Source organism: Pseudomonas sp. GW822-FHT06D10, assembly GCF_058799535.1.
The window spans coordinates 202,080-219,855 of the sequence record NZ_JBXALN010000001.1; the positions used below are offsets into that span (position 1 = coordinate 202,080).

Below are 17,776 nucleotides of genomic sequence, written 5' to 3' on the forward strand. Positions count from 1 at the left end.
CCATGCACCTGCTCAGGACCCAGCCCGGCGGTTTCGTGTCGGATGACAACATTGCCGACCTGGGACAAACCCCCGCCGAGCTGGTGATCCTGTGCAGCGGCGATTCCAGCCTGGCGCTGCTGGCGGACGCCGCCGAGCAATTGCCCGAGGACTACCCCAGCTTTCGCCTGGCCAATCCGATGCAGGTGCAGAACCACGCCTCGGTGGATCTGTATGTGGACCAGGTGCTGCGCCACGCCAAGGTCATCCTGATTTCCCTGCACGGTGGCATCGCCTACTGGCGCTACGGCGTCGAGCAGTTGGTGGAGCTGTCCAGGCGCGGGGTGCAGTTGATCCTGGTGCCGGGGGACGACCGCCCGGACCCGGAACTCAGCGACTTGAGCACGGTGGCTGCCGGCGAACGCGACCGCCTGTGGCAGTTTTTGCGCCAGGGCGGGCGCGACAACGCGCTGAATTTCTACCGCTGCCTGGCCAGCGGCCTGTTGGGGCGCGACTACCCCTGGAGCGAACCGCAGGCCCTGCCACGCACGGCGATCTACCACCCGCACAAAAGCCAGGCTGCCCTCAGTGACTGGCAGGCCGACTGGCAGCCGGGGCAAGCCGTGGCGGCGCTGCTGTTCTACCGCTCCCACCTGCAGGCGGCCAACACCGGATTTATCGACCTGTTCTGCCAGCGCTTGCTGGCGGCGGGCCTCAACCCCTTGCCGATAGCGGTGGCCAGCCTCAAGGAGCCCGGCTGCCTGAGCCAGGTGGAAGACTGGCTGGATGAAACCGCGGCCGGGGTGATCCTCAATACCACCGGCTTTGCCCAGTCCAGCCCCGAAGCCCCGCACCTGCGGCCGTTCCGCCGCAATATCCCGGTGATCCAGGCGATCTGCGCCCAGGACAACGAACCGGGCTGGCGTGACAGTGAGCAAGGCCTGGGGCCGCGGGACCTGGCCATGCACATCGCCTTGCCGGAATTGGACGGGCGCATCATCAGCCGGCCCATCAGCTTCAAGGACCTGGCCTGGCGCAGCGAGCGCAGCCAGTCGGACGTGGTCTGCTATCGCGGCCAGCCCGAACGCATGGATTTCGTCGCCGAACTGGCCCGGCGCTGGGTCGAACTGGGGCGCCTGGACAACGGCCACAAGCGCGTGGCCCTGGTACTGGCCAACTACCCGACCCGGGACGGGCGCATCGGCAACGGCGTGGGCCTGGACACCCCGGCAGCGGCGCTGAACATCCTCAAGGCACTGCACGCCGAAGGCTATCCGCTGCCGGCCGAACTGCCCGCCAGCGGCACCGAGTTGATCCAGCAGTTGCTGGGCGGGGTCAGCAACGACCTGGACAGCCTGGACCAGCGCCCCTGCCAGCAAAGCCTGGCCATGGCCGACTACCTGACGCTGTTCCAGGCCCTGCCCGAAGCCAACCGCCAAGCGGTGCTGGCGCGCTGGGGCACACCGCAGCAAGACCCGATGTGCCGCGACGGGCGGATGATGATCGCCGGCCTGCGCTTTGGCCTGACCTTCGTCGGTATCCAGCCGGCCCGGGGTTACCAGGTGGACCCCAGCGCGGTCTACCACGACCCGGACCTGGTGCCGCCCCATGGCTACCTGGCGTTCTACTTCTGGCTGCGCCAGGCCTACGGCGCCCACGCGCTGATCCATGTCGGCAAGCACGGTAACCTGGAATGGCTACCGGGCAAGGGCGTGGGGCTTTCCGAGCAATGCTGGCCGGATGCGCTGCTGGGGCCGTTGCCGAACATCTACCCCTTTATCGTCAACGACCCGGGGGAGGGCGCCCAGGCCAAGCGCCGCACCCAGGCGGTGATCATCGATCACCTGATGCCGCCCCTGACCCGCGCCGAGACCTATGGCCCGCTGCGCAACCTGGAACTGCTGGCGGACGAATACTACGAAGCCCAGTTGCTGGACCCGCGCCGGGCCCGGGAGCTGCAGCGGGACATCCTCAAACTGGTGCGCGAGACCCATATCGACCGCGAGCTGCAACTGGGCGAACAGCTCGACAGCGACGCCGACGCCGCGCTCTGGCTGCCGCGCCTGGACACCTACCTGTGCGACCTCAAGGAATCGCAGATCCGCGATGGCCTGCACCTGTTCGGCGAGTCCCCCGAGGGGCGCTTGCGCATCGACACCCTGCTGGCCCTGCTACGCATTCCCCGGGGCGACGGCAAGGGCGCGCATGCCAGCCTGCTACGGGCCCTGGCCAAGGCTTTCGGCCTGGGCTTCGACCCCCTGGACTGTGCCCTGTCCGAGCCCTGGACCGGGCGCCGCCCGCCCGTGCTGCAACAGTTGAGCGAGGCGCTGTGGCGCACCGCCGGTGACGTTCGCGAGCGCCTGGAGCTCTACGCCGCCGGGTTGATCGAAGCGGCGCTGCAAGGGCCCGTCCCACAGCTGGACGAACCCGGCTGGGAGCCGGTGCAGAGCATCATCGACGGCCTGCGCGAGGTGGTAGCACCGCGTCTGGACGCCTGTGGCCCGGAGGAAATGCGCGGCCTGCTGGACGCCCTGAACGGGCGTTTCGTGCCTGCCGGCCCTAGTGGCGCGCCTAGCCGCGGGCGCCTGGACGTGCTGCCCACCGGGCGCAACTTCTACTCGGTGGACGTGCGCAACCTGCCCACCACCACCGCCTGGCGCATCGGTTTCCAGTCGGCCAACCTGATTCTCGAACGCCACTTGCAGGATCACGGCGACCACCTGCTGCAATTGGGCCTGTCGGTCTGGGGCACCGCCACCATGCGCACCGGCGGTGATGACATCGCCCAGGCCATGGCCCTGATGGGGGTACGCCCGGTGTGGGCCACCGGCAGCCAGCGGGTCGATGACTTCGAGATCCTGCCCCTGAGCCTGCTGGACCGGCCGCGGGTCGATGTGACCCTGCGGGTTTCCGGGTTCTTCCGCGATGCCTTCGCCAACCTGATCCGCCTGTTCGATGCGGCGGTGCAGGCGGTAGCGGCTCTCGATGAACCCGAGGACTTGAACCCGCTGGCGGCCAGGGTGCGTGCCGAGCGCGCGGCCCTGGAGGCGTCGGGGCTGGATGCCGACGCCGCCGCGCGCCAGGCCGGCTGGCGGATCTTCGGCGCCAAGCCGGGGGCCTATGGCGCCGGGGTCCAGGGCGCCATCGACGGCCGCCTGTGGCAGAGCCGCGAAGACCTGGCCGAGGTCTACCTGAACTGGGGCGGCTACGCCTATGGTGGCAGCGACGAAGGCACTGCCGCCCGCGAGCAGTTCGCCTCCCGCCTGAGTCAAGTGCAGGCGGTGCTGCAGAATCAGGACAACCGCGAGCACGACCTGCTCGATTCCAACGACTACTACCAGTTCCAGGGCGGCATGCTGGCGGCGGTGGAAAGCCTCAGCGGCGCCAAGGCCGCCAGCTACCACGGCGACCACAGCCAGCCGGACCTGCCGAAGATCCGCACGCTCAAGGAAGAACTGAATCGGGTGATCCGTTCCCGCGCGGCCAACCCGAAGTGGATCGAAGGGGTCAAGCGCCATGGCTACAAGGGCGCCTTTGAAATGGCCGCGACCCTGGACAACCTGTTCGCCTTCGACGCCACCACCGAGCTGATCGACGATCACCAGTACGCCTTGCTGGCCGATGCCTATCTGCTCGATGGCTCGACCCGCGAGTTCGTCCGCCAGCATAATCCCCACGCCCTGCGGGACATGACCGAGCGCCTGCTGGAAGCTCAGCAGCGTGGCCTGTGGCAAGAGCCCGGCGATTATCGTGAAGCCCTGGAAAACCTGCTGCTGGATATAGAAGAAGATTCCTGAGGCGGCGAGTGCTGCGCACTCGATCGCCAGCAAGCTCGCTCCTACAGGGCTGGCATTGCCGTTGTAGGAGCGAGCTTGCTCGCGAAAGCGTCCTGTGGGACACCCCCCGACCCAAGCGAGACCCTGACATGAGCGACACCCCACATTTCCCACTGTCCGCCGTGGTCGGCGCCGAAGCACTGAAACTGGCCCTGTGCCTGACCGCCATCGACCCGAAGATCGGCGGTGTGCTGATCGAAGGCCCACGGGGCATGGCCAAGTCGACCCTGGCCCGGGGCCTGGCGGACCTCCTGGCCAGCGGGCAGTTCGTCACCTTGCCCCTGGGCGCCACCGAAGAGCGTCTGGTGGGCACCCTGGACCTGGACGCCGCCCTGGGCCAGGGCCGGGCGCAGTTTTCTCCGGGGGTGCTGGCCAAGGCCGACGGCGGCGTGCTCTACGTCGATGAAGTCAACCTGCTGCCCGATCACCTGGTGGACCTGCTGCTGGACGTGGCCGCCAGCGGCACCAACCTGATCGAGCGCGACGGCATTTCCCATCGCCATTCGGCGAAGTTCGTGCTGATTGGCACCATGAACCCGGAAGAGGGCGAACTGCGCCCGCAACTGCTGGACCGCTTCGGCCTCAACGTCGCCCTCAGCGGCCAGCCCGCGCCTCAGGAGCGCGGGCAGATCATCCGCCGCCGCCTGGATTTCGATAGCGATCCCCAGGGCTTCTGTGCCCAGTGGGCCGAACCCCAGGCGGCATTGCGCGAGCGCTGCCAGCGGGCGCGGGCCGCGCTGGCCAGCATCCCGCTGGACGACCAGGCCCTGGCGCTGATTACCGAGCGCTGCTTTGCTGCTGCCGTGGACGGCCTGCGCGCCGACCTGGTCTGGCTGCGCGCGGCCCGCGCCCATGCCGCCTGGCGTGGCGCCCCGGCGATTGCCGAGGAGGATATCGACGCCGTGGCCGAGTTCGCCTTGCGCCACCGGCGGCGGGAGACACCGCCCAGCGCGCCACAGTCCGGGCAACGCCCCCAGGCACCGGCGTCAGCCAACGCCAACCCCAGCGAAGGCCAGGGCCAATGGGGCGAAATGCCGGCCCAGGCCCTGCCCACCGGCGCCCGTCGTGAAGTGCCCAGCTGGCCAAAAAAGCCCTAGGCATCCGCCCCCGCACTGACCGGGGGGCGGATGCCAAGCCCCGGGCGGGGCACCTGGATCACGGCCGGCAAGGCAAAAGCCGCGAGGCCAGCGCCGGTTCGGTCAACTGGCCCGGCACCTTGCTCAAAGGCCGTCCACGGTTGCGTGCAGACCTGCTGTTTCGCTTGCGCAGCCGCTCGCCCCATGAGCTGTGGCTGGTGATAGTCGACGCGTCGGCCTCGACCCGCCGGCACAGCGCCCTGAGCGATGCCAAGGGCCTGCTGGCGCAACTGTTCGACGACGCCTACCGCCAGCGTGCACGCCTGGCCCTGCTCACTGCCAGCGGCCGTGCGCCGAGCTGGCAGGTCCAGGGCCTGAAGGCCTCCAGGGACCTGCGGCACTGGCTCGACGGCCTGGGTGCCGGCGGCGGCACGCCCTTGCCCCAAGCCCTGAACGAAGCGGCCCAGTGGCTGGAACAACGCCAACGGCGCCTGCCGGCGGAGCAGCAGCGCGTGCTGCTGATCACCGATGGCCGGCTGAAGAACCTGCCACCGCCCAGGCCCCTGAACTGCCCGACCTTGCTGCTCGACATCGAACGAGGCCCGATCCGCCTGGGCCGCGCCCGCGAACTGGCGACTCGGCTCAACGCTGTCTACCAGCATATCGACTGACTACCTCCCCGACACACCGCACATCCCCCGTAGGAGCTGGCTTGCCAGCGAAAGCGTCCGGCCTGGCAGTGCAAGTCTTCAAGGGCCTCTTCGCCGGCAAGCCGGCTGCTACAGGGTTTTGCCTTGGCATGCCGGGGCGGGAAGCAGCTAGGCTTTGCGCTGTCTTTCACAGGAGTGACTTCATGCGGGTACTGGTGCGTAACGACAAGGACGATTTCCGGGTCAAGGCCTATGCCGGAACCAACGGGGTGCTGCTGGCCATGGACCTGGATGCGTCGCGGCGCCAGGGCCTGTTGGGTTTTGCCATCGAAAAACAGACCGGCAGCAAGCCCTGGCTGTTTCTGTTCAACAGCCTGACCTTCCCCGGCAAGGCCCATACCTTCCCCCAATACAACGCCACCCCCAGCGATCAGGCGCCCCTGCAGAAATTCCGCTGGGCCGACTACGCAGTCAACCCCGGCGCCACCCTCAACTACCGGGTGCACCTGGCCTATGGCAGCCCGGACGCGCCGCAACTGGGCGAGTCCCTGCAGTTGAGCATCACTGCCGACAACGGCCAGCCTCCTGGCCAGCGGGTGATCTTCAACCGTGCGGTGGCTGCCAGCCAGGCGTTCTCGCGCAAGTTTCCCGAACTCGATGCGTTGCTCAGCGCCAACAAGAACCTGCCCATCGAAAAATGGCCGGACGCGCCCCGCCAGTGGCTGGAAAACGGCCTGCTGGAGGCGCTGCTGGGGTTCATTCAGCGCGCCACGGACGCCAGCTGGAGCCTGGACATCGCCATCTACGAGTACCAGTTGCAGGCGATCATCGATGCCGTCAACGCGGCCTTCGACCGCGGCGTACAGGTGCGGGTGCTGTACCACGCCGCCCCCGGCGATGCCGACACCACGATGAACCAGGCCAGCCTGCAGCACCTGCCCGAGGCCAATAAGCGCGGGCGGGTGACCCACGCGATCTTCCACGACAAGTTCATCGTCCTCGGTCGCCTCGGCGCCAACGGCCAGCGCCAGCCCCAGTCGGTGCTGTGCGGCAGCACCAACTTCACCGCCAATGGTGTCTACCGTCAGGCCAACGTGTTGCACAGCCTCGACCACGTGGACATCGCCACGCGCTACCTGGAGGTGTTCGAGCAGGTCTGGGCGACGCCGGCGGATGTCGGCGCCACGCGCACGTGGCTGACCCGGAACAACCCCATGCAGCCGCAGGCGCCGCTGTTCGCCGGGTTTTCCCCGCGCAGCGGCCAGGGCGACCTCGCGGAGTTCGTCGATATCATCAACGGCGCCCGCCGCGACCTGCTGTTCGTCACCGCCTTCGCCTTGCCCGACAGCATTCTCGATGCCTTGCTCGGTCAGCCCCACGACGATGTGCTGCGCTACGGCCTGCAGAACACCGCCAGCCGCATCACCGGTTTTCACGCCGACCGCACGGCCGAGTTCGCCGCCACCGCCTTGCTCAACAATGGCCTGGAGGGCTGGCTCAAGGAGGGGCTCAAAGGCCAGAAGGGCAACCTGCTGGTGCACACCAAGGCCATCGTCACCGACTTCACCAGCGAGGCGCCGGTGATCATCAGCGGCAGTCACAACCTCAGCGTCGGCGCGAGCCAGAGCAATGACGAGAACTTCCTGATCATCCGCGGCGACACCGACCTGGCGGACCGCTACGGCCTGGAGCTGCTGCGGTTCTACGAACACTACCGCTTCCGCTACTTCGCCAGGCAACTGGCCCTCAAGCAGGTCCAGCCCCTGGCGGTGGACGACAGCTGGAGCAACGCCTACTACCTGGAAGGGGATCTGCGCCAGCTGTCGCGGCTGCGTTTTTCCGGGCGCTGACCGGGGCTGCGAGCAGCCGCCACAAGGTTGGACAGGGCGCGCCCGACTGGGTAGTTTTCACGGACCGCGCACAAGGACCCTGCCATGGCCCCGGACCTGACCTCCATCGAGCTGTTTCTCAAGGCCCTGACCCTGGGCAACCTGTCCCGGGCCGCCGAGCAGTCGCACCTGTCGCTGTCCGCCGCGAGCCGGCGCCTGTCGCTCCTGGAACAGCATTTCAAGGTGGCGCTGCTGACCCGCACCTCCACCGGGGTATTGCCGACGGCGGCGGGGCAGGCCCTGGCCGAGCACGCCCGCTCGCTGTTGCGGGCGGTGGATGTGATGCACGCCGACCTGGCCGACTTCGCCAAGGGCGCCACCGGCCGGGTCAGCCTGTACGCCAACAGTTCGGCCATGAGCCAGGAACTGCCCCGGCAATTGACCCAGTGGAGCGACCTGCACCCGGGCATTCGCGTGGACATCCGCGAGGAGCGCAGCCGCGAGATCCTCCTGGCGGTGCGTGACGGCGTGGCCGATGTGGGCATCGTCACCACCCGGCCACGGGGCCAGGACCTGCATTTCATCCCTTATTGCCGCGACCGGTTGTGCCTGATCGTGCCCCAGGACCACCCGTTCAAGATGAGCCGCGCGCGCTTTCAGGACCTGTTGGGCTATGACTTCGTCGGCCTGGAGGACAACGCCGCGATCACTCCCCTGATCAGCGAGGCGGCCGCGGCGGTGAGCATGCCCTTGCGCCTGCGGGTGCAGGTGCGCAGCTTCGAGGCCGTGTGCCGGCTGATCGCCGCAGGGCAGGGCGTGGGGGTGCTGCCCCAGGGTGCGGTGCAGATCTTTCGCAAGGAGATGGCCTTGCGTTTTATCGAAATCGACGACCCCTGGGCCGACCGCCAGATGTACCTCTGCCGGCGCCAGGAACAGCCGTCCCTGGCCAGCCGCGAGCTGTTCGACTACCTGGCCGGTTGCGAGCAGGCCGCGGCAGCCGCGGGCTAGCCGCCGGTCATGGCAGGACTCTTCCCGCGTGCCTTCGAATTTTGCGAAGGCGGTTTCCATAATGAGCAATTCCCACTGGCCCCGCGCTGTGGCCAGAATGGGCTCGCCCGTGCGCTTGACCTGCCTCCATAACAACAACACGTCAGACCAGGAGAGACGGCTTGTCCAGGATCAATCCCGCTGTAAAACCTCCCCATCGCATCGCGGTGATCGCCGGTGATGGCATCGGCCGCGAAGTGGTCCCCGAAGGCCTGCGTGTGCTGGAAGCCGTCAGCCGGCGCTTCGGCATCGCCTTGCAATTCGATCATTTCAACTGGTGCAGCGAGCACTACCAGGCCCATGGCAGCATGATGCCCGACGACTGGGCGCAGCAGATCGGTGGCCACGAGGCGATCTTCTTCGGCGCCGTGGGCGCGCCGGACATCGTGCCCGACCATATTGCGGTCTGGGATTCGCTGCTGAAGATCCGCCGCCAGTTCGACCAGTACGTGAACATCCGCCCGGTGCGGCTGATGCCCGGGGTGCCGTGCCCGCTGGCCGGGCGGGCGCCGGGGGACATCGATTTCATCGTGGTGCGGGAAAACACCGAGGGCGAGTATTCCAGCGTCGGCGGGCGCATGTGGGAGGGCACCCCGCGGGAGATTGCCCTGCAGGAGTCGGTGTTTTCCCGCCATGGTGTGGACCGGGTGGTGAACTACGCCTTCGAACTCGCCAGCCGCCGGCCCCGGCGCAACCTGGTGGCGGCCACCAAGTCCAACGGCATCGCCATCACCATGCCGTTCTGGGACGAACGGGTGGAGGCGCTGGCCCAGGCCTACCCTCAGGTCGCGACCCGCAAGTTCCACATCGACATTCTCTGCGCGCACTTCGTCCAGCACCCGGACTGGTTCGACGTGGTGGTGGCCTCCAACCTGTTCGGCGACATCCTCTCCGACCTGGGCCCGGCCTGCACCGGCACAATCGGCATTGCGCCCTCGGCCAACCTCAACCCGGAGCGCCTGTACCCCTCGCTGTTCGAGCCGGTGCATGGTTCGGCGCCGGATATCGCCGGTCTCGGCGTGGCCAACCCCATCGGCCAGATCTGGTCGGCGGCCCTGATGATCGAACACCTGGGGCAGGGCGATGAACTTTACCAGCGGGCCGCTGCGGCGATTGTCGAAAGCATCGAGACGGTGCTCGCCGAAGGGCCGCGCACCCGGGAAATGGGCGGCACTGCCAGTACCGTGGAAGTGGGGCGGGCGATTGCCGAGTGTCTGGCTGGAAACAGGAGCTGAACAGATGACCCTCGAACACTACATCGACAACCAATGGCAAGCCTCATCCTGGGCCGAAGACATTCCGGTGCAGGACCCCAGCACCGGCATCAGCTACGCGCGGATCGCCCGGGGCACCGCCGACGATATCGACCTGGCGGTGCAGGCCGCGCAACGGGCCCTGGGGGACAATTTCGACGGCCCCTGGGGCAGCCTCTCGGCCCTGGAGCGCGGGCGTCTGCTGGCGCGCTTGAGTCATGCAGTGCTGGAGCACCACGAAGAGCTGGCGCAGATCGAAGCCCGGGACACCGGCAAGGCACTCAAGGTGGCCCGCGCCGACGCCACCGCCCTGGCGCGCTATTTCGAGTACTACGCCGGGGCCGCCGACAAGCTCCACGGCGAGACCTTGCCCTATCAGGCCGGCTACACCGTGCTCACGGTGCGCGAGCCCCATGGCGTTACCGGGCACATCATTCCCTGGAACTACCCGATGCAGATCTTCGGCCGCAGCGTCGGCGCCGCTTTGGCGGCGGGCAATGCCTGCGTGGTCAAGCCCGCCGAGGACGCCAGCCTGTCGCTGCTGCGGCTGGCGGAGCTGGCGGCCCAGGTCGGCTTCCCGGCGGGCAGCCTGAATGTGGTCAGCGGCTATGGCCACGAAGCCGGTGCCGCGTTGTGCGCCCATCCTGGCGTCGCGCATATCTCGTTCACCGGCTCCACCGGCACCGGCGCCCTGGTGGCCAAGGCGGCGGCCGAACGGCATTGCCCGGTAACCCTGGAGCTGGGCGGCAAGTCGCCGCAGATCGTCTTCGCCGATGCCGATGTGGAGCGGGCGCTGCCCGTGCTGATCAACGCCATCGTGCAGAACTGCGGCCAGACCTGTTCCGCCGGCAGCCGCCTGCTGGTGCAGCGCAGCCTGTATGAACCGCTGCTGGAACGCCTGGCCCAGTGCTTTGGCCAACTGCGTGCCGGGCCCTCGGAGCTGGACCTGGACATGGGCCCGCTGATCAACCAGAAACAGCTGCGCCAGGTCCGGGAGTTCGTCCGCGAGGCCGAGGCCGCCGGCATCCCGGTGGCGGCCCGTGGGCAGGTGGTGGCCGAGGCCGGCAGCGGCGGCTACTTCCACGAAGCGGTGCTGTTTCGCGATGTGCCGCCAGACAGTCGCCTGGCCCGGGAGGAAGTGTTCGGCCCGGTGCTGGCGGTGATGCCCTTCGAGGACGAGGCCGACGCCATCCGCCTGGCCAACGACAGCGCCTTCGGCCTGGTGGCCGGGGTCTGGACCCGGGACGGCGCGCGTCAGTTGCGCATGGCCCACAAGCTGCGCTGTGGCCAGGTGTTCATCAACAACTACGGCGCCGGTGGCGGCGTCGAACTGCCCTTCGGCGGGGTCAAGGCCAGTGGTTATGGCCGCGAGAAGGGCTTCGAGGCGCTGCTGGGCTTTACCGCCTTGAAGACCATCGCCATTCGTCACGACTGAGGGCCGCCACTACGGCGGCCAATAACAACAAAAAAAGGAGTCACTAGCATGCGTCTAGCCCATAAAACTGCCATCGTCACCGGCGCCGGTTCCGGCTTTGGTGAAGGCATCGCCAAGACCTTCGCCCAGCAGGGCGCCCGGGTCGTAATCGCCGACATGAACGCCACGGGCGGCCAGCGGGTGGCGCAGGAAATCCGCGATGCCGGCGGCCAGGCCCACTTCATCGAGGTCAACGTGGCCCAGGACGCCAGCGTTGCCGCGCTGCTGCGCAACACCCTGGAGCAATACGGCGGCCTGGACATCGTGGTCAACAACGCCGGCACCACCCACCGCAACCGGCCGATGCTGGAAGTGGACGAGGCCGAGTTCGACCGGGTGTTCGCGGTCAACGTCAAAAGCATTTTCCTCAGCGCCAAGCACTTCGTGCCGCATTTTCGTGGCCAGGGTGGCGGGGTGTTCATCAACATCGCCTCCACGGCGGCGATCCGGCCGCGTCCGGGGCTGGTCTGGTACAACGGCAGCAAGGGCGCGGTGGTGGTGATGAGCAAGACCATGGCCGCCGAGCTGGGGCCGGACAACATCCGCGTCAACTGCGTCAACCCGGTGGTGGGCGCCACGGCCCTGCTCAGTGAATTCATGGGGGTGCCGGACACCCCGGAAAACCGCCAGAAGTTCATGGCCACCATTCCCCTGGGGCGCTTCTCCACCCCCCAGGATGTGGCCAACGCCTGCCTGTACCTGGCCTCTGACGAGGCGGCCTTCATCACCGGCACCTGTCTGGAAGTGGATGGTGGACGTTGCGTCTGATGATCTGTAAAACCCTCCAGGCCAGAGCCCCCGGCGCGTGTGATCCGGGCTTCGTGTAGCCGCTGCCGCAGGCTGCGAACGGCCCACAGGGCCGCAAGGTTCCAGAGGGGCGCCGGGGCTTGACGGTTGATCGCCAGGCAAGGCCACGCGAGCATTTTCGCCCGTTTCAACCCAATCAATGGAGTGCATTCGACATGTGTGGGATCGAGAACGACAAGAACCACCCCAATACCCGGCAACTGCTTGAAGGCCTGCCAAAGAACTGGGGCAAGTGGGGCCCGGACGACGAAGTCGGTGCCCTCAACTACCTGCAACAGGCCGAGGTACTGCGGGGCGTGGCCGCCGTGCGCCAGGGCAAGACCTTCACCCTGCAAGTGCAGATCGGCCATCCCGGCGGCGACCCGATGTGGCCGGCACGCAACCCGTCGATGCGTTTCAATACCCTGGACCGCAGCCACTATCAGGCCGGCAAGCAGCCCTCCATGACCGGTGGTGCCGAGTACTGCGACGACGTGATCTTCATGCAGCTGCAGGGCTCGACCCAGTACGACGCCCTGGGCCATGCCTGGTACGACAACCAGCTGTGGAACGGCTACGACGCCAGCAGCACTGTCGGCGGCATGGCCAAGGCCAGTGTGTTGCCGATTGCCGAGCGCGGCGTGGTGGGCCGTGCGGTGCTGATCGACATGGCCCGGCACCGCGGCAAGAAGTACCTGGGGCGCGGCGAGACCTTCAACCATCTGGACCTGCTGGCCGCTGCCCAGGCCCAGGGCGTGGCCATCGAGAAGCGCGACATCCTCATCATCCGCACCGGTTCCATGGGCGCCTTCTACGAGTACGGCAAGACCGAGTTCTTCAAGGACCTGGTGGAACCCGGGCTGACCTACAGCCGGGAACTGGTGGACTGGTTCAACCAGATGGAGATCCCCAATCTGGTCACCGACACCATCGCCAACGAGGTGATCACCGACCCGGTGTCCGGGGTGCAGATTCCCCTGCATTGCGCGCTGATGCGCAACCTGGGGATCGCCTTCACCGAGATCGTGCTGCTTGAAGAACTGGCCGAGGATTGCGCCGCCGATGGCCAGTGGACCTTCCTCTACACCGCCGCGCCGCTGAAGATCGTCGGCGGCAGCGGAGCGCCGGTGAACCCCATCGTCATCAAGTAACCGCTGTTTGCTGGTGGCGAGGCAGGCGCAGGGTTTATCCTGCGCCCCCTCACCAAGACCGATAGGGATCATCGACCGATCATGCATGACGATTCACATTCGCCGGACTGCAGCTGCTGCCTGGATCACGCCAATGCCCATCAGGGCGTGCTCGATACCCTGGGGTTGATGGCCGACCACCCCGAGGCCAGCGAGGACGACATCGTCCAACTGCTGCAGGCGCGTGGCTACTCGGCCATCGCCGCGGAAAAACTCAACGCCTTCGTGCCATCGGCCCTGGCCTGGATCGTGCTCAAGCGCCTGGGGGTGAAACACCTGCCCAACCACTTCATCGCCCTGGATGAGAAGGGTGAGGAGGTCCGGGTTCCAGTGGCCGGCCAGCACTATTTCACCGCCGCGCTGACCCTGGCCTACAACACCTTTGAAAACGGCTGGAGCGAGGTCCTGCCGCGCAAGACCTACGAAATGGTGGCTGGCCGCAGCGCTGAAATGGCCATGGCCAACGAGGCGCTGTATGCCGGGGAATCTTTGCAGGGCTCCACTCTGGAACCCTTGCAGCTGCTGCGCCTGGATGCCCAGGCCGCGCTGACCTGAGCACCTGGCGCAACACTACCTACACTGATGGGCAGTCACCCCGGCCGAGAACCCTTGCGTATGCGGGCCGCTGGCCGGGACCACCCGCCTTCAGTACAGGAGAACCCCCATGAACCATGAATCCGTTTGCATCGTCGCGGCGGCCCACACCCGCTTTGGCCGCCTCGATGGCAGCCTGGAAGACCTGATTGTCCAGGTCACCCGCGACGTGCTGGTGGACGCCGCCATTGACGCCGGGGCGATCGATGCGCTGTTTCTCGGCCAGTTCAACTCCGGGCTGGTGCCTGATGGTTTTCCCGCGTCCCTGATGCTCCAGGCCGACCCGCAGTTGCGCTTCAAGCCGGCCACCCGCTGCGAAAACGCTTGTGCCTCCGGCTCGGCGGCGATCCAGGCCGGGATCAACGCGATCCGCAGCGGCGCCGCCGAACTGGTGCTGGTGGTGGGGGCGGAAAAGATGACCGGCAACAGCACCGCCGAGGTCACCCGGGCCCTGGCCGGGGCCGGCTACCAGAACGACCCGCAAGAGGCCGGCCTGAGCTTTGCCCAACTGTTCGGCCAAGTGGCCCAGCGCTACACCGAGCGCTACCAGAGCCCCCTGGCTGCCATGGCGGCGATTGCCGTGAAGAACCACGCCAACGCCATGGCCAACCCCCTGGCGCAGATGCATCGGGCCATGGATTTTGCCCACTGCAACAGCGTTTCGCCCGGCAACCCGCTGATCGCCGAGCCCCTGCGCCTGACCGACTGTTCGCTGATCAGCGACGGCGCGGCGGCGATCCTCCTCGCGTCGCCGCGCCGGGCCCGGGAGTTCCGCCGTGAAGTGGCGATCCGCGCCCTGAGCCAGGTGAACGACTTCCTGCCCATGGCGCGCCGCGACGTGCTGGCCTTCGAAGGCCCGCAACTGGCGATCCAGGGCGCCTTGCACGAGGCCGGCCTGGGCCTGGACGACCTGGCGTTCGCCGAAGTCCACGACTGCTTCACCATCGCCGAACTGCTGATCTATGAAGCCATGGGCCTGGCGCCCAAGGGCGAAGGCCATCGAGCCCTGGACGAAGGCTGGGTGAATGCCGACGGACGCCTGCCGGTGAACCTCTCCGGCGGGCTCAAGGCCAAGGGGCATCCGGTGGGCGCCACCGGTGTGTCGATGCATGCCCTGGGCTTTCGCCAGTTGACCGGCGAGCCCATTGGCCTCGCCGCGCGCTCGCCGGAGTTCGGCCTGCTGTTCAACATGGGCGGCATGGCGGTGGCCAACTACGCCTCGGTGTTGCAGGCCGTCAGGGTGTAAGCGTCAGGAACCCTGCGGCTTCCAGCATGTCGCAGGGGGCGCCAGGCTGGCACAGGCCGGTTGAGAGATGTACAGCGGTCCTGGCGGTTTACGGGTCACTGAGCTGTTGCGGGTCTTGATGCAGTGGCGGGTATAGGTGTGCATCTGGTTGAGCCGCAAGTTGCGTAGCCCCTTGGGACAGATCAACAGCGTTTCACCGAAAGAGAACAGCTGAAAACCCTGGACCTCCAGGTGGCGCTGCGAGGTCAGGCGGGTATTCCACATCAGCGGGTCCAGGTCATGCAGTTCAAGATCGTCCAGCAGGACGAAGCGTTCGATTTCGTCCTGGCGTACATCCAGCCCTCCTGCGGCCTTGTAGGTGACCTTGCTCATGGCCCCAGGCAGTACAAACAGAAACGCCAGGGCAAACAGTGCCACCGACAATATCGAATACAGGATGCGTTTATTGAGGCTTCCGGCCTTGTGGTAGAAAATCACGACCGGTAGCAACGTAAGGATCAGGATCAGCAGATTCAATGCCGCCACATAGTGCGGGGAGTCGCTGCTCACTTCACTCACATAGGCATTGAGTGTCACCAGGCTGGGGAACAGCGCTGCGCAGAGCGTGCCAAGCAGGCAGGTCAGCAACACAAGCAGAAAGTCCATTTTGTCCCTGGTGGGTGTCAGGTTTTCCTCAATTACCTTTTTGAACGCCGGGCGTGACAGTACCCCCCAGCAACTGAGCAGAAACAGCACTAGCAGCCCAAGCAGGGATTGCCCTACCGGCAGCCAGCCTGAGGTGTAGTAAATGACAACGACATATCCCAGGAACCCCACCAGGAACGGAAGTGTCAGCCACACCACTACATCCTTCAGGCGCCCCGGGGTTCTGTGAAACAGGCTGGCGGACAGCCAGAACAGCAGAGTGGTGACGGTCAGCAGAAACAGAAACGCGCTCATGAGCACCAGCACTATGACCAGCCAGATCATCAGCGCCGACTTTGCATCGATCGAAGCCATGAACAGGTCGGTGCGGCCAATCGCCCGGGTGTACATGTATAGGCTGATCAACCCCAACCCAACGGCGCTCAAGCCCATGACCGTGCCGATCTGGCTCCAATAGGTCAGCACGCGCTTGAAATTCTTCCTTAACACCTCTTCAAAGGTGGGGCCTGCGACTTGCATGTGAGCACTCCCTGGCTACGTTGATGGCGCGCGAGTAGACCAAGACCGTAGGGGGTGTGTCGATGTTTTTACGTTTTGAGCCGCAGCCGGGAGTGCCATCCCTGGCACTGTTGCGCTTCAGCGCGGGTATGCCGCACGGCCATGACCTCGCCCCTTGCGCCCCGCCGTCAGGCGATAGGCGATTCCCAGCCAGATAAACCACGCCGGCATCACGCACAGCGCCAGGCGGGTGTCCGGGCGCAGGGCCAGCAGGCACAGGACAAACAGCAGGAAGGCCAGGGCAAACCAGGCCATGGGCACGCCGCCGGGCATCTTGTAGCGCGAGCGGGCGTGCAGTTGTGGGTGCTTTTTGCGGTAGGCGATGTAGGACGCGAGGATGGTCGACCAGGTGAAGATCACCAGGATCGCCGACACCGTGGACACCAGGGTGAAGGCGGTCATCACCTCGGGAACCACGTACAGCAGCAACACCCCCAGCAGCATCAGCAGGGTGGTGAAGCTCAGGCTGATGACCGGCACGCTCTGGCTCGACAGGCGCTTGAACAGGCGCGGCGCATTGCCCTGGTCGGCGAGGCCGAAGAGCATGCGGCTGGCCGAGAACACGCCGCTGTTGGCCGAGGAAGCGGCGGAGGTCAGCACCACGAAGTTGACGATGCCCGCCGCCGCCGGGAAGCCGGCAATCAGGAACAGCTCGACGAACGGGCTCTTGTTCGGCGACACCTGCTGCCAGGAGGTCACGGCGATGATGCAGGCCAGGGCCAGCACGTAGAACAGGATGATCCGCAGCGGTATGGCATTGATGGCCTTGGGCAGGGTGCTGTGAGGGTCGCGGGTTTCCGCGGCGGCGGTGCCGATCAGCTCGGTGCCGGCGAAGGAGAAGATCGCCATCTGGAACCCGGCGAAGAAGCCCAGCAGGCCGTGGGGAAAGGCCGCTTGCCGGTCCAGCAGGTGGCCCAGCGAGGCGGTCACGCCCGAGGGCGAGACGAACGAACTGGCGATCAGCACCAGGCTGACGCCGATCAGGGTGACCACGGCGATGATCTTGATGATGGCGAACCAGAACTCCACTTCGCCGAACAGCCGCACCGTGAGCACGTTGAGGGCGAACAGCGTCAGCATCATGCTGATCGCGGGCATCCAGGCCGGCACCCCGGGGAACCAGTACTGGAAGAAACCGCCCACCACCACGGCGTCGCCCACCACCGCCACGCTCCAGCTCAGCCAGTAGGACCAGCCGAGAAAAAACGCCGCGCGCGGCCCCAGGTAGGCGCCGGCAAAGTCGGCGAAGCTCTTGAACTGCAGGTTCGACAGCAGCAGCTCGCCCATGGCGCGCATCACCAGGTACACGAACAGGCCGATGATCATGTAGATCAGGATGATCGAAGTGCCGGACATGGCGATGATCTTGCCCGAGCCCATGAACAGCCCGGTGCCGATGGCGCCGCCCATGGCCATGAGCTGGATATGACGGTTATGCAGGGTGCGTTGCAGCACAGGGCGCGCAGGGGCCCCGAGGGTATCTGGAGTCATCACAAAACCTCTTGATTTTATAGTTGTCGAGTTTTGGCAGTGCAGGGTGGTTGGGGCTGCGCGCTGTGGTTGTAGGTTGGGGTGGCGCAACCGGTTCGGGTTGGGCCGCTGCACAGGGGCTC

Annotated in this window: 13 protein-coding genes; 11 read left to right on the forward strand and 2 right to left on the reverse strand. The window is 66.5% G+C overall.

Going from position 1 to position 17,776, the window contains the following annotated elements:
- The first annotated feature begins 2 nt into the window (after positions 1–2).
- The 11 genes from cobN (at position 3) to AC1RL5_RS01030 (ending at position 14,960) form a co-directional block, all read left to right on the forward strand.
- Positions 3–3,776, forward strand: a complete 3,774-nt coding sequence (gene cobN, locus AC1RL5_RS00980) for a cobaltochelatase subunit CobN (protein ID WP_093403981.1) — start codon at positions 3–5, stop codon at positions 3,774–3,776.
- Between the two features lie 128 nt (positions 3,777–3,904).
- Positions 3,905–4,912 carry a magnesium chelatase ATPase subunit I gene (locus AC1RL5_RS00985; protein WP_072449947.1) on the forward strand — a complete coding sequence of 336 codons (1,008 nt, stop codon included), beginning with the start codon at positions 3,905–3,907 and terminating at the stop codon, positions 4,910–4,912.
- A 53-nt stretch (positions 4,913–4,965) separates the two neighbouring features.
- On the forward strand, positions 4,966–5,562 hold the full coding sequence (locus AC1RL5_RS00990; protein ID WP_077934426.1) for a vWA domain-containing protein: 597 nt from the start codon (positions 4,966–4,968) through the stop codon (positions 5,560–5,562).
- Between the two features lie 182 nt (positions 5,563–5,744).
- Positions 5,745–7,391 (forward strand): phospholipase D-like domain-containing protein, encoded by a 1,647-nt coding sequence (locus AC1RL5_RS00995; protein WP_093403978.1) that lies wholly within the window; start codon positions 5,745–5,747, stop codon positions 7,389–7,391.
- A gap of 84 nt (positions 7,392–7,475) precedes the next feature.
- The gene (locus tag AC1RL5_RS01000) at positions 7,476–8,378 is read left to right on the forward strand and encodes a LysR family transcriptional regulator (RefSeq protein ID WP_065364340.1); all 903 of its coding nucleotides are present in this window, start codon (positions 7,476–7,478) and stop codon (positions 8,376–8,378) included.
- A 161-nt stretch (positions 8,379–8,539) separates the two neighbouring features.
- Positions 8,540–9,652, forward strand: coding sequence for a tartrate dehydrogenase (locus AC1RL5_RS01005; RefSeq protein ID WP_041118883.1), 1,113 nt, complete (start codon positions 8,540–8,542; stop codon positions 9,650–9,652).
- A gap of 4 nt (positions 9,653–9,656) precedes the next feature.
- The gene (locus AC1RL5_RS01010; protein WP_093403975.1) at positions 9,657–11,105 is read left to right on the forward strand and encodes an aldehyde dehydrogenase family protein; all 1,449 of its coding nucleotides are present in this window, start codon (positions 9,657–9,659) and stop codon (positions 11,103–11,105) included.
- 48 nt (positions 11,106–11,153) lie between these two features.
- The gene (locus AC1RL5_RS01015) at positions 11,154–11,912 is read left to right on the forward strand and encodes an SDR family oxidoreductase (RefSeq protein ID WP_011061923.1); all 759 of its coding nucleotides are present in this window, start codon (positions 11,154–11,156) and stop codon (positions 11,910–11,912) included.
- 194 nt (positions 11,913–12,106) lie between these two features.
- Positions 12,107–13,081: a cyclase family protein gene (locus AC1RL5_RS01020; protein WP_053159283.1), complete on the forward strand. Its 975-nt coding sequence runs from the start codon at positions 12,107–12,109 to the stop codon at positions 13,079–13,081.
- A gap of 81 nt (positions 13,082–13,162) precedes the next feature.
- Positions 13,163–13,675, forward strand: a complete 513-nt coding sequence (locus AC1RL5_RS01025; protein ID WP_072449957.1) for a hypothetical protein — start codon at positions 13,163–13,165, stop codon at positions 13,673–13,675.
- A 109-nt stretch (positions 13,676–13,784) separates the two neighbouring features.
- Positions 13,785–14,960, forward strand: coding sequence for an acetyl-CoA acetyltransferase (locus tag AC1RL5_RS01030; RefSeq protein WP_015636069.1), 1,176 nt, complete (start codon positions 13,785–13,787; stop codon positions 14,958–14,960).
- A 3-nt stretch (positions 14,961–14,963) separates the two neighbouring features.
- Here the strand turns inward: AC1RL5_RS01030 and AC1RL5_RS01035 are convergent, their stop codons facing one another.
- Positions 14,964–16,124 (reverse strand): hypothetical protein, encoded by a 1,161-nt coding sequence (locus AC1RL5_RS01035; RefSeq protein ID WP_065364338.1) that lies wholly within the window; start codon positions 16,122–16,124, stop codon positions 14,964–14,966.
- A gap of 117 nt (positions 16,125–16,241) precedes the next feature.
- Entirely contained in the window at positions 16,242–17,654 is a 1,413-nt protein-coding gene (locus AC1RL5_RS01040; RefSeq protein ID WP_072449959.1) for an amino acid permease, read from the reverse strand.
- Positions 17,655–17,776: the final 122 nt, after the last annotated feature.